The 14110-nt window shown below is 36.6% G+C and carries 12 protein-coding genes; 10 read left to right on the forward strand and 2 right to left on the reverse strand.

The features are described from left to right. Positions 1 to 34: 34 nt before the first annotated feature. On the forward strand, positions 35 to 1105 hold the full coding sequence (locus FW778_RS13125) for a fatty acid desaturase family protein (protein WP_150415217.1): 1071 nt from the start codon (positions 35 to 37) through the stop codon (positions 1103 to 1105). Between the two features lie 60 nt (positions 1106 to 1165). Next, positions 1166 to 1681 (forward strand): hypothetical protein, encoded by a 516-nt coding sequence (locus FW778_RS13130; protein ID WP_150415218.1) that lies wholly within the window; start codon positions 1166 to 1168, stop codon positions 1679 to 1681. An 8-nt stretch (positions 1682 to 1689) separates the two neighbouring features. Here FW778_RS13130 and FW778_RS13135 read toward each other — a convergent pair whose 3' ends face one another. Next, complete coding sequence (locus FW778_RS13135) at positions 1690 to 3579, reverse strand: M1 family metallopeptidase (protein WP_150415219.1); 1890 nt, start codon at positions 3577 to 3579, stop codon at positions 1690 to 1692. A gap of 111 nt (positions 3580 to 3690) precedes the next feature. Here FW778_RS13135 and miaB point away from each other — a divergent pair, with 111 nt between their 5' ends. From miaB to lpdA, 8 genes are all read left to right on the forward strand, one after another. Then, positions 3691 to 5112: a tRNA (N6-isopentenyl adenosine(37)-C2)-methylthiotransferase MiaB gene (gene miaB, locus FW778_RS13140; RefSeq protein ID WP_150415220.1), complete on the forward strand. Its 1422-nt coding sequence runs from the start codon at positions 3691 to 3693 to the stop codon at positions 5110 to 5112. A gap of 14 nt (positions 5113 to 5126) precedes the next feature. Then, positions 5127 to 6365, forward strand: a complete 1239-nt coding sequence (locus FW778_RS13145) for a sigma-54 interaction domain-containing protein (RefSeq protein ID WP_150415221.1) — start codon at positions 5127 to 5129, stop codon at positions 6363 to 6365. A 132-nt stretch (positions 6366 to 6497) separates the two neighbouring features. Continuing rightward, positions 6498 to 7019, forward strand: coding sequence for an LPS assembly lipoprotein LptE (gene lptE / locus FW778_RS13150; protein WP_150415222.1), 522 nt, complete (start codon positions 6498 to 6500; stop codon positions 7017 to 7019). Positions 7020 to 7037: 18 nt separating this feature from the next. Further along, positions 7038 to 8039 (forward strand): hypothetical protein, encoded by a 1002-nt coding sequence (locus FW778_RS13155; protein ID WP_150415223.1) that lies wholly within the window; start codon positions 7038 to 7040, stop codon positions 8037 to 8039. 1 nt (position 8040) lies between these two features. After that, positions 8041 to 8385, forward strand: a complete 345-nt coding sequence (gene secG / locus FW778_RS13160; protein WP_150415224.1) for a preprotein translocase subunit SecG — start codon at positions 8041 to 8043, stop codon at positions 8383 to 8385. A gap of 111 nt (positions 8386 to 8496) precedes the next feature. Further along, positions 8497 to 9528 carry an endolytic transglycosylase MltG gene (gene mltG / locus FW778_RS13165; RefSeq protein ID WP_150415225.1) on the forward strand — a complete coding sequence of 344 codons (1032 nt, stop codon included), beginning with the start codon at positions 8497 to 8499 and terminating at the stop codon, positions 9526 to 9528. Between the two features lie 70 nt (positions 9529 to 9598). Continuing rightward, positions 9599 to 10552, forward strand: a complete 954-nt coding sequence (locus FW778_RS13170; protein WP_150415226.1) for a YihY/virulence factor BrkB family protein — start codon at positions 9599 to 9601, stop codon at positions 10550 to 10552. 111 nt (positions 10553 to 10663) lie between these two features. Further along, positions 10664 to 12052: a dihydrolipoyl dehydrogenase gene (gene lpdA, locus FW778_RS13175; protein ID WP_150415227.1), complete on the forward strand. Its 1389-nt coding sequence runs from the start codon at positions 10664 to 10666 to the stop codon at positions 12050 to 12052. Positions 12053 to 12109: 57 nt separating this feature from the next. Here the strand turns inward: lpdA and FW778_RS13180 are convergent, their stop codons facing one another. Further along, on the reverse strand, positions 12110 to 14050 hold the full coding sequence (locus FW778_RS13180) for a menaquinone biosynthesis decarboxylase (RefSeq protein ID WP_150415228.1): 1941 nt from the start codon (positions 14048 to 14050) through the stop codon (positions 12110 to 12112). Positions 14051 to 14110 lie beyond the last annotated feature (60 nt).

Below are 14110 nucleotides of genomic sequence, written 5' to 3' on the forward strand. Positions count from 1 at the left end.
AGCAGCGCAAACTATAACTCATTAATTAAACAAAATGGCAAATCCAAAATTCATACAGGGAAAGGGCGAATTCCATATTGAATTAAAAAATCGTGTGAACCAATATTTTATTGACCGCAAAAAACCAATGACGGGTAACAGCGCATTACTTATGAAGGCTGTGCTTTTCTGCATTGGATATATTTTAATTTATGTTCACCTTGTTTTCTTTACGCCGATGGTTTGGGCTGCGATACCTGAATGTGTTTTATTTGGCGGCCTTACCGCTGCGATCGGTTTCAACGTTATGCACGATGGGGCTCACGGAAGTTTTAGTAAATACAAAGTGTTGAATAAGATGGCCGGTTTTTCTTTAAATTTTTTAGGAGCTAGCGCCATTATGTGGAATATGAAGCATAACATCATTCATCATACATATACCAATATTGATGGAATTGATGATGACATTGAAGCACGCCCCTGGCTTAGGTTTGCCACAACACAGAAAAAGATGAAGATGCATAAATTCCAGCATTATTATTTCTGGTTTTTATATACATTGCTTCATTTGGTTTGGATATTTATGTCAGACTACAAGAAATATTTTTCCGGCAAGATAGGTCCCGTTGCGTTGAGAAAAATGACAGTTAGAGAACATATATCTTTCTGGGTTGCAAAGTTGGGTTATGCATTTATGTTTGTTGCATTGCCTATTTGGCTCTTGGGCTTTACTACCTGGTTAGTTGGTTTTCTAACTATTACAATGGTTACCGGCTTTGTAATAAGCATCGTGTTTCAACTTGCGCATACGGTGGAGCATACTGAATTTCCTATGCCCAACGAATCTACTAATAAAATTGAAAACGAATGGGCCATACACCAGGTGGCAACCACGGCTAATTTCTCTACCGGAAACAAACTCATATCATGGCTGGTAGGCGGGTTAAATTTTCAAATTGAACATCACCTGTTTCCAAGAATATCTCATGTGCATTATCCTGCAATAAGTAAAATTATTAAGCGCACCTGCAACGATTACGGAATTAAATACATCGAATATCCAAAGATGAGACATGCAATTCTTTCGCATGTTGCTTACTTAAGAAAACTGGGACAAGCGAATTAAAAAAAACAAAAATTTATTACCTTTTTTTTAGAAGATAAAAATCCTGTTTAAATTTACAGAATGAATCTAGATTTTCAGGACTCGGTCCCCAAAGACTTTAATGACAACTCGCATGTTTGGATTTATCAAAGTAACAGAGTTTTTAACGTTCCTGAAGCCATACAAATTGAAGAGCTTTTGAAAGACTTTGCCAGCAATTGGAAAAGCCATGGAACACCGGTAAAAGCATTTGGTAATTTATTTTTCGGTCAGTTTGTAATTTTCATGGCAGATGAAACTGCTTCAGGTGTAAGCGGATGCAGCACCGATAGCTCGGTTAGATTAATTAAAAACATTGAGAAAGATTTTGAAGTAGACATGTTCGACAGGCAAATGCTTGCTTTTATAGTCGATGAAAGAATTCAGCTTATTCCCTTGTCGCAGGTAAATAATTTTTTAGAAGAAGGTATTTTAACTGCAGACACTTTATACTTTAATAATACGATCCTTACTAAAGAAGAATTATTAAAGGAATGGATTATCCCTGTTAAGAAAAGCTGGCTCGCTAAAAGAGTTCCATTCTTAAATAGCAAATAGTATTTCAGCTATTTGTTTTTAATCCAGGTATTATTTTTTTCAAATTTATCCGGAATAAATTCATTGCCCAACTTAACCTTGTCGATAACGGAAAAAGGTAATTTAGTTTGCAGCGACATCACCGTTTTTCCATCTTTCCATACCACAGCAGTATATTTTATTACAATTATTTTGCCGGAGTAGGTGATTGTTAAGTACACCGGCAAAGGCAATCCTCCTTTATTCTCAATTGTAATTTTAGAACCCGCTCCGGATTTTTCAACATTTTTTATTGAGAGATCAGGATATGCCCATTCGAAAAACCATTTTTGCCAAAACCAATTTAAATTTCTGCCGGAAGCATTATTAAAACTGTAAAAGAAATCGTAGGGAACAGGATGTTTTCCATTCCAGTCGTTCATATATTGATGCAACGATTTAAAATATAGTTTATCGCCCAACAAATCCTGCAATACATAATAGCATAATCCTCCTTTACCATAAGAGTTAGACAAATAAGCGGCATCACTGTACAACTTTGTATTTGTAATTAATGGTACATCCTTATCAGTTCCAGAGATTGCTTCGTACCTCTTTTTACTGAAGATGCCTTCATCTTCCGGTTCGCCCATTAATGGAGAAATTACTGATTCGCCAATGGTGGCCCATCCTTCATCCATCCACGCATATTGAGTTTCGTTGATGCCCATAAAAAATGGAAAATAACTATGAAATATTTCATGTGATGTAAGTTGTACCGCATCTTTATGCGATTGTGTTGGATTGTCATTCACCATCATCGGGTATTCCATTTGATCCGTTCCGTCAAAAACTGTTTCGTGATTGAAAGGAAAGGGATATTTGGGATAAAAATGACTCATATAAAAAACAGATTGATGCGCCTGGTTGGCCACGTCAAAATAATCCAAATGAATTTTATTATAGGCTGCTTCAGCTAACGTTCTTCTTCCTGTAGAAGAATCAACAACAACGCTACTTACATCCCATAAATAATGATTGCTTATTGCAAATGCAAAATCGGTTACATCTTTTGCTGAAAACTTCCATGTACCCGTGGCTGTTGGTGAAAATATATCATGCTTTGAATAATCTGTCTCATCTATTACGTGGATAATTTTTGTGGACGTAGCAGCGATTTTCATTTTTTTGATAATCTTATCGCTAAAATTTTCTGGAGCATTCAAACGATCCCCCGTAGCCCAAACAACATAATCTTTAGGAACAGAAATATCTACATTGAAATTTCCAAAATCATTATAAAATTCCTGCGTGCCGTTATAACTCCAGGTATCCCAGTCGTCAATATCATCGTAAACAGAAACTCTTGGAAAAAAGTAAGCAATAAAATAAGAACCACTATCGACCATGCCTGTACGCACTGGCGAACCGGTATTTAAAGTATAATGCCAGCGTACGGAAAGCTTAACCGTTGAATGCGGTAAAATATATTCGCCAGGATGAATAATAAGATTAGTGTTTTTATGAAATGCTTTACCGGGATCAGAAAAATTGTTAATGGTTTCATTCCCTATTTGAAATGAATCAATCGAAACTCCTTCATTCAAGTCTTTCTCATCAATCTCACTTAATCTTGTCACGCCTTTCTTATACAAATCCGGGTACAGTCTTATAATAAGTTCCCTCAAGGTATCAGGACTGTTATTATAATAAGTGATTACTTCGTTTCCTGAAAGAAGATTCGAAGCAGGATCAAAATTTACATGGATAGTATAGTCTCCCTTGTTTTGCCAATAATTTTTTCCGGGTTCTCCGTTGGGTGTCCGAGTACCTTTTTGCATTGCACTCTTCACTTCTGTTGTCGTAAAAAGTTGTTGAGAAAATAATGGAGAAACGATAAATAGAAGTGGAACAACAAAAATCGAATTACAAATTTTCATGACAGGCTTTTGGTATGTAATGGGTTTATGAATAACAATATTATTAACTTTCTGCCATCTTGTCGCCATGTTTAATTTATTTATATTTGCAGTCCGTTTAAAAACTAATAAATGCTGGATGTAGAAATAAATAAGAAACATGATGAAGCAAGGCAGGGAGAGGCTTTTGCTCCTGCTCCATCATTAAGTAATTCACCCGCAAGAAAATTTTATATTGAAAGCTATGGATGTCAAATGAATTTTGCTGACAGTGAAGTGGTAGCTTCTATTCTGCACGAAAATGGTTTTGGAGCAACACAACATTTCCAGGAGGCAGATATGATATTTTTGAACACCTGTTCAATCCGGGAAAAAGCTGAACTTACTGTAAGAAAACGGCTCACTGAATTCAGGAAAGTAAAAAAATATAATCCGGGACTTCTTATTGGTGTGTTAGGTTGCATGGCCGAACGCCTTAAATCGAAATTTATTGAAGAAGAAAAATTAGTTGATATTGTTGTAGGACCGGATGCATATAGAAGTTTGCCAGGATTAATTGAAGAAGCTGAAAGCGGCCAGAAAGGAGTAAATGTTTTATTAAGCCGTGATGAAACTTACGGGGACATCTCTCCAATACGACTAAACAGTAATGGGGTTACAGCTTTTGTAAGCATCATGCGTGGCTGCAACAATATGTGTTCCTTTTGTGTGGTTCCGTTTACCCGTGGCCGTGAGAGAAGCCGTGATCCGCAATCCATACTGGACGAATGTATCAGTTTATTTGATGAAGGTTATCGTGAGGTGACTTTGCTTGGTCAAAATGTTGATAGTTATTCCTGGCAAAATCCGGACGAAAGTGAAATGGTTTCCTTTGCGAAACTTCTTGAAAAAGTTGCACAAATATCGCCTTTACTTCGTGTAAGATTTTCTACTTCCCATCCAAAAGATATTACAGACGAAGTACTGTTTACAATGGCTAAATATGAAAACATCTGTAAGTATATTCATTTGCCAGTACAAAGTGGCAGCACAAGGATTTTGCAAATGATGAACCGGACTTATACACGAGAATGGTATTTATCAAAAGTAAATAGGATACGTGAATTATTGCCCGGTTGTGGAATTTCAACTGATGTTATCACCGGCTTTTGTACAGAAACAGACGAAGATCACAAAGAAACATTAAGCCTGATGGAATATTGTGAATACGACCTGGCTTATATGTTTTATTATTCAGAGCGTCCCGGAACCCTTGCTGCAAGACGCTTTACAGATGATGTGCCTGAAGAAATAAAAAAAAGCAGGTTGCAGGAAGTAGTTGCTTTGCATAGAATTCATTCATTAAAAAGCATGCAGAAAGAAGTGGGTAAAACGGCAAAAGTTTTAATAGAAGGTAATTCAAAAAAAAGTGATGAGCATTGGGCAGGAAGAAGTGACAATAACAAAGTGGTTGTGTTTCCTAAAAATGAAAATTTGCAGAAAGGCGACTATGCTGATGTAGTTATTGAAAGTTGTACAGCAGGAACATTAATAGGAAGATTAAAAAATAATTAATAGAATAAAAGTAAATGGATCAGCAAGCAATAAAAAACAGGTTTGGAATAATAGGCAATTCTCCGGCACTTATGTATGCACTTGAAGTTGCAACACAGGTAGCCAATACAGATTTGAGTGTATTAATAAATGGCGAAAGTGGCGTTGGGAAAGAGGTTTTTTCTCATATTATCCATTCGCTTTCTGCACGTAAGCACAATCCTTTTATTGCAGTTAACTGCGGCGCCATTCCTGAAGGAACTATTGACTCCGAACTTTTTGGACATGAAAAAGGTTCTTTCACCGGAGCAGTTGACAGCCGCAAAGGATATTTTGAAACGGTAAACGGAGGAACTATTTTTTTAGATGAAATTGGTGAAATGCCGCTGGGAACTCAGGCAAGATTGCTTCGTGTTCTGGAAGCCGGCGAATACATTCGCGTGGGGTCTTCCAAAGTACAAAAAACTGATGTGAGAGTTATAGCCGCCACCAATAAAGATTTATTGGAATATACTCATACCGGCAGGTTTCGGGAAGATCTTTATTATCGTTTAAATACAGTTCCAATAAGGGTTCCGGCATTACGAGATCGTAAAGAAGATATTTACTTACTGTTTAGAAAATTTGCAACTGATTTTGCAGAACGATATAAATCACCGCCCGTACAATTGGATGAAGACGCACAAAACGTATTAATGAATTTTCCATGGCCCGGCAATGTAAGACAATTGAAAAATACTGCGGAACAGATTTCGGTACTTGCTCATGATAAAAATATTACGGGTGATGAATTGCGAAAATTTTTGCCGGAAACCAATTTTACGAGATTGCCCGTGCTTGCTTCAGGCAGCACCGGCGTGAACCAGAAGGAATTTGCCAACGAAAGAGAAATATTATATAAGTTGTTTTTTGATGTGAAGAAAGATGTGACAGAATTGAAAAGAATGTTTTTTGAAGCCATGCAAAACCCTTCTTCAATTAATGGCAATTATAATTTTCGTAATGAAAAAATGTTGGACGATTTTCATAACGAACAAATAAGTCCTGCTTTATCAACTGGTCAGCCAGTGGTTCTTAATACTACTCCCAAAAGTAATAATATTGATGAGCATCACGAAGTGGAGGAATCCCTAAGTATTATGGATGCCGAGAAGGAACTGATCATTAAAGCATTGAAAAAACATCGCGGCAAAAGAAGAGATGCATCAAGCGACCTTGGCATCAGTGAACGTACGCTTTACAGGAAACTTAAAGAATATAACATTAATGAGTAATCGAAAACGTTGATTGGTTAATAAGTTGATAAGATGAAACAAGATAAATTTTTATAAATAGCATCTCATATCTATCGAAGAGAATTTGGATGAGGCTTTTGTGTAATTCTGAAAATTTACTGTAATAAAAAAATGAAACTCAACTCAAATATAAAATTGGTCGGCTTGCTTAGCTTCTTGTTTTTTACATTAAGCTTTGCAACCTGTAAATATTCTACAAAAGATACTGCTCCTATTCCACCGGAGGTGAAAACTTTCCGGGTAAATTACCTGGAAAATAAAGCACGCTATGTAAATCCTCAGTTAACACCGCAAATCACAGAAAAACTGAAACAAAAAATTATCGGGCAAACAAGGCTCAGGCAAACCAACAATGACGATGCGCATTATGATATCAGTGGTTATTTATCTGATTACAGTGTAACAACCACCGGTATCTCAGGTCAGAACGCAAATACAAACAGGCTGAACGTAACCTTCCATTTGATTTTTAAAGACAATCTTGATCATACCAAAGATCAAGAAACAGACGTAACCAGCAATTATGATTTTTCGGCGCAGTTAACTCTACCGCAGGCTGAATCACAATTAGGCGATCAAATTGTAAAGAATATAACTGACGCAATTTTCAATAAAATTTTTTCCAACTGGTAATTAACACCAATTTATTTTATGAACGAGGGCATATCTTATTCTGAATATTTCTATCAAAAAGGATCAAAGGAAACTGATGTTCTTGAAAAAAATGCAAAAGAATACCCTTCCAGTTCGTTAGCGGTATTTCTTCTTTTATATCATTATAAAAAAATCGCTCATCCTGGTTTTGAAAAGCTAGCAAAAAAAACAGCGTTGCTTTTCAATAATCAACATTGGTTGCAGTTTCAATTAAGTAATAAGGTTTCACAAAATATTACCCATGAAATTATTGACCGGCATAATTCGCTGGAGAAGGAATTAACAAATGAGGGTAAAGGCGAAATGAAAATTTCTCCCCTGGAAAATTTTATCAACGAACCGCATGAAATCAAAGAAAATTATGAGGAACCAACTTTAATAGATTCCTTACGTCAACAAGAATCAATTGCAAATGAAAATGCAGAAACTGATTTTTCGCAAGTCTCGCAAATAGAGGAAATGGCCAGCGAAGCAAATGAGACAGAAACCAAAATAATTTCGCAGGATTCCAGAGAAGAAGGTACACAGCAAACCGATGAAACAAAAGATAATTTTAATGAAACTGTAACAAGCAATACTTTTCAGCAACAAGAGCCTGTCTCAAATGAAATTGCAGAAAAAGAGGAAGAAATAATTGCATTTGAGCCTTTACATACGGTTGATTATTTTGCGTCGCAGGGAATTAAAATAACTGAAGAACTTCTCACCAACGATAAACTTGGCAGCCAAATGAAAAGTTTTACCGCATGGCTTAAGAGCATGAAAAAATTACACCCGGGAAAATTAGAGGAACAAAGTTTAGCAACTGAAAAATTAATTCAAACCTCTGCGGATGAATCGAACATTAATACAGAAATACTTACTGAAGCTATGGCAGAAGTGCTAATTAAACAGGATAAAAAGGAAAAAGCAATTGAAATGTTTAGTAAATTAAGTTTGATTAATCCCTCTAAAAGCGCTTACTTTGCGGCCAGAATTGAAAGTATAAAATCAAATTAATATGTTAATCGTTTTTTTAGTTCTAATTATTATTGCATCTATAGTTTTAGGGCTTATTATTTTAGTTCAAAATCCAAAAGGCGGCGGTCTTTCCTCATCCCTGGGAGGATTTGGAAACCAGCTTATGGGTGTAAGACAAACTACAGACGTGCTCGAAAAAGGCACATGGCTTTTTGCTGCAATAATTGGCGTTTTGTGTCTTACTTCGGCAATGTTTATCCCTAAAACTGGCGGCAGCGAAAATGACAACCTGATTAATAATGCGCCTGCAACAAATCCGGCTCAACCACAAAACACAGTTCCTTTAACGCAACCATCCACACTGCCTGCGAATCCGTCAAAATAATTTATAACACTTTTTAATAACCCTGTCTCAAAAAGGCAGGGTTTTTTTATTTACTTTGACAAACAATTAAAAAAGTCTGCCCTCTTTAATCACCTGTGAATTTTAAGTAAAATGAAAATCCGTAGAATTATCTTATTTTTTTTCGTAGCTATATTCCTTATTCTTATTTATGGTGCATGGGAGTTTTTTGGACCAACTATACAACCACCTGCGAAGAAATTTTTTTACATACATTCCGGCGCAACTTACCAGCAAGTAAAAGACAGCCTTAAGAAAAATGGGATTATTGGAACGGGCTTCTGGTTTGATAAAGTGGCAACCTATTCTCATTATGATAAAAATGTGAAAGCCGGTAAATATAAAATAACCGATGGCATGAGCGTTGTAAACCTTGTGAAAATGTTGCGTAACGGAAGACAAAGCCCCGTGAATCTTATTATTACTAAGCTTAGAACCAAAGAGGATCTTGCAAAAAAAATTGCCGATAATTTTGAAACTGATTCACTCACTGTTATTAATTTTTTAAATAACAACGATTCCGTTTTACAATTTGATGTAGATACAAATACCGTGATGACCATTATAATTCCTAACACCTACACGTACACGTGGAATACACCGGTTACCAATGTGTTTAAAAAATTATATAGTGAAGAGCATAAGTTCTGGAATGAAGATAGATTACAAAAGGCGGAGCGATTACACCTGACTCCTAAAGAAGTTTATACCATTGCTTCCATTGTGGAAGAGGAAACCAATCGACCTGAAGATAAAGGCAAAATTGCAAGTGTTTATATCAACAGGCTACGAAAAGGAATGAGGCTTGCTGCCGATCCCACTATAAAATTTGCGATGAAGGATTTCGGTTTGAAAAGAATTTATTTTAAGTATTTGAGCTACCCTTCGCCGTATAACACCTATTTACACACAGGGCTTCCCCCAGGTCCTATAAACACGCCTTCTATAAAAACAATCGATGCAGTTTTAGATGCTCCCGAAACTGATTATTTATTTTTTGTTGCACGTCCAAACTCAGGCGGCTTATCGGATTTCTCAAGTACATTCCAGGAGCATTCGGCTTACGCAAAAGCCTATCGCGATGCACTGGACAGTTCATTGAAAGAAAAACAGGAAAATCAATAGCTTTTTAATGCCTATTTTAGATTTATAAATGCAGCTCATTAACTTCAACAAAAAATCATCCCGGTAAGTTTTGATAAAAATTGTTCGCATATTTACAGAATTCCACCCGGTTAATTTTCTTATTGAGAAAAGTAAGAAATGGTCCCCAACCGGGTTCCAGGGTATGTCATTATACGAAGTACTGAAATACTATGGCAAAAATTTTAGTGTTCCACATCTCACAGAAAGAGCCGCTGCGATTTCATATAATTTTATTATGGCCATTCCGCCGACTTGTCTTTTTATTTTTACATTAATTCCCAGTTTACCTTTTGTCTCCAAAAAAAGTTTAAAACATCAGCTTCATTTTTTAATAACCGATATAATTCCCGCACAAGCGAATAACAAAGGGATTATACAATTTGTGGATGGGTTTATTGACGGATCAAAGATTGGCCTGATTTCTTTTACTTTCATCTTATCCTTACTTTTTGCATCAAATGCCGTTATGGGATTAATGCGATCGTTCAATAAAGATTACGTTGGTTTTAAAAAAGTTAAAGGTTTAAAAAAAAGATGGATCGCCATACAATTGACGATCTTGTTATTTGGGCTATTAATGGTTTGCTTTATTTTGCTGCTCGTACAAAGTAATATTCTTGATCTTATTGGCATAACGAATAGGCATATACGACATGTTATTTTATATGGAAGATGGGCTTTTATAATAGCGCTCATTTTCTACTCTTACGCATTTATTTACAAATATGCGCCTTCTACAAAAAAAAGATGGAAACTTGTTTCTCCGGGCGCCGTTATAGCTACTACGTTGAGTATTATTGCTACAATCGGCTTTTCAGCTTTTGTAAATAATTTCGGGCGCTATAATATTTTGTATGGGTCCATAGGAAGTATAATGGTCGTAATGATAATGATCTTCCTTAATTCGCTTGTAGTGCTTATTGGCTTTGAATTTAATTTAAGCATTAATACTCTTAAAAGTATCTCGGAACAAAAGGCCCACTATAACAAACTTAAAAAATAACATTAAAAAAGAAACCAGCTAAAGAATCGAGCCTTTTTGCGCTTTGCATATTCTAAAGTAATTTTGCAACGCTCTAAATAAGCCTTTTTATAATTAAAAACATAACAGAACATGGCATACGACGTAATAGTATTAGGAAGTGGACCCGGTGGTTATCCCGCAGCAATCAGAGCTTCGCAACTGGGAAAAAAAGTTGCAATAGTTGAACGTGAAAGCCTGGGAGGTATCTGCCTCAATTGGGGATGTATTCCCACGAAAGCATTATTGAAAAGTGCGCAGGTGATGGAATATGCGAAACATGCTGCCGACTACGGTATTGAAGTAAATGATTTTAAACAAAATTTTGGAAATGTAATTAAGCGCAGCCGCGGCGTGGCTGATAAAATGACCAAAGGCGTTACCTTTTTAATGAAGAAGAATAAGATTGACGTTGTAATGGGGAACGGGAAATTATTAACTCCTAATAAACTTGAGGTAACAGCTGCTGATGGTAGCAAACAAACACTGGAGGCAAAAAATATTATAATTGCCACAGGGGCAAGAGCCAGGGAATTACCTGCATTAAAATTAGATGGTAAAAAAATAATTGAATACCGTGCTGCTATGAGTTTACCGGAGCAACCAAAATCATTGATAGTAGTTGGCTCAGGAGCTATCGGAACCGAATTTGCATATTTCTACAACAGCCTTGGAACAAAAGTGACCATAGTTGAATTTTTACCCAGGATAGTACCTGTAGAAGATGAAGACATTTCTAAAGAATTAGAAAAGAGTTTTAAAAAACAAGGAATTACCATTATGGTGAATAGCGAAGTTACCAGTGTTGACACTAGCGGTAATGGGGTTAAAGCAAAAGTAAAAACGCAGGATGGAGAAGTAACACTTGAGGCTGATGTGCTATTAAGTGCTGTGGGTATAACCGCAAACATTGAGAATATTGGTTTGGAGCAAGTAGGAATTAAAACAGATAAAGGAAGAATTGTAGTAGATGCCAATCAGCAAACCAATGTACCGGGAGTTTATGCAATTGGAGATTGCACGCCCAACCAGGCACTGGCTCATAAAGCGACAAAGGAAGGCATCAATGCGGCAGAACATCTTGCAGGAAAAAAACCCGAACCGATAGATTATAATAATGTTCCGGGATGTACTTATTGCACTCCTGAAATAGCATCTGTTGGTTATACAGAAAAAGCGGCTAAGGATGCAGGTTATGAACTGAAAGTAGGCAAGTTCCCTTTTAGTGCAAGCGGAAAAGCTACAGCAGCCGGCGCTACCGGCGGGTTTGTAAAAATAATTTACGATGCAAAATATGGCGAATTACTAGGCTGCCATATGATAGGATATAACGTTACCGAAGTAATTGCTGAAGTTGTCGCTGCGCGCAAATTAGAGACTACAGCACACGAAATATTAAATGCAATTCATCCCCATCCAACAATCAGTGAAGCTGTGAAAGAAGCTACTGCAGTGGCTTACGGAGAAGCAACGGATATTTAATATAACTGATTATAGTACATTTAAATAAAAAAAGGGAGCTCCGCTTCCCTTTTTTTATTAGACAGAAGCTACTGCTTCCTGACCATACATTTGGTTCTTGAATTTTAATGAAGGTGAAGGGATAAATTGGCCCAGTCCAAGGTCGTTCCATTTTTGATCAATTGATTTAATTGTTTCATCATCGGCTATAATGATGTTTGGCCAGTCCCGGTAAAAATCATCGAACTCTTTTGTTTTAATAGTTCCATCAAAACCAATGCAGGCAAAATATTTGCCTCCATCAACAGTTGATTGCTTCTTTATAATGAAGTGATCACGACGCGGATCCAGGTTATTGCAGAAGCGCCACAGGGAAACGGTAAGATCATTTGCGTCAACGGTATTCTCTACAAACAAAATCATTTTAATCCCTTCCATAAAATCCAATTCCATCATAGATTTATGTAATTCCTCCACATGATTTTTTTTATTCTTCTTAATAGAAATTATTAGGACCGGAATCTCTTTATCAATTAAAGAAAAATTGATTGCTTTTAATTCAGGAAATAACCGCGTTAAGTCATTCAAATTTTCCCGCGTAAAACGGGGGGGCATAGACGAATAGTTTTCGTCCAGTTCTTCTTCATATTTATAAGTTCCGTCAATGCACATTTTGCCGCCAAAACCTAACTTGCTACAGCTATGATCTAATACATCCATCGGCCCTTGCGAAAAATAAATATCTGCAGAAGGGTTTAAATTTTTAAAAACGTCTTTTGCTAATTTCTCATAATCAGTAATATCAATATGTTTTTCGTTTACATCCGCCGTTAGTACTAATATTTTATTGAACATCATTTGCCCGGCTCCCCACATAGCATTCATCACCTTTTGCCCCTGTCCTGCATATTCTTTTTTAATTTTTGCAATAACCAGGTTGTGAAAAACTCCTTCTACCGGCATTTCCATGTCAACAATTTCAGGAACCATTGTCATTTTCATGGGAGCTAAAAATATGCGTTCCGTTGCTTTACCCAACCAGGCATCTTCCTGTGGCGGGATGCCTACGATAGTTGCAGGGTAAACAGGATTTTTCCTGTGCGTTATAGCAGTTATGTGAAATTTAGGATACCAGTCAGGCAAAGAATAATAACCGGTATGATCTCCAAAAGGTCCTTCCCAAATTAATTCATCATTCGGATCAACATAACCTTCAATAACAAAGTCAGCATCAGCAGGCACTTCTATATCCGGCTGTGAAATACATTTTACCAGTTCAACTTTTTTCTTTCTTAAAAAGCCTGCAAGCATATACTCATCCACATTTTCCGGCAGCGGGGCAGTTGCTGAGTATGCATAAACCGGGTCGCCACCAAGTATAACGGCTACGGGCATACGCCTATTTAATTTTTTATATTCATTAAAATGTTTTGCAGAAACTTTGTGTTTATGCCAGTGCATACCGGTAAGCTTAGGTCCGAATACCTGCATACGGTACATACCAACATTCCTCGCATTATTATTTGGATCTTTGGTGTGTATAACGGGTAGCGTAACGAATGGACCACCGTCTTTTGGCCAGCATGTTATAACCGGAAGCTTAGTAATATCTGGATCTTCCATAATAACCTCTTGACACTCCCCTCTTCCATTAATAACTTTTGGCATCCAGCTTGCAAATTGCCCAAGTTTTGGCAACAACTTAAGTTTATCAATTATGTTTTCTTTCGGAGAAGATAGAAGCTGGAACAGGTTTTCAATATCATGAGCCACATCATTAAGATTGTTGACACCAAGTGCCAGGCACATTCTTTTCTCGCTTCCGTAAGCATTCATAAGAACAGGAAAATCGTACCCTGTATTTTCAAACAACAAAGCTTTACCGCCATTATTATTTTTGCTGATCCTGTCTGTAATTTCAGCTATTTCGAGATGTGGATTTACATAAGATTTAATTCTTACTAATTCATTTTCTTTCTCAAGCAGGTTAATAAATTCGCGGAGATTTTTAAAAGCCATAGTGAGCATAAAGATAAAACAGAATCCGCTTATTAAAGTTTAAATGAATATCTGTATACA

The organism is Ginsengibacter hankyongi, from assembly GCF_008710285.1.
Taxonomy (GTDB): domain Bacteria; phylum Bacteroidota; class Bacteroidia; order Chitinophagales; family Chitinophagaceae; genus Ginsengibacter; species Ginsengibacter hankyongi.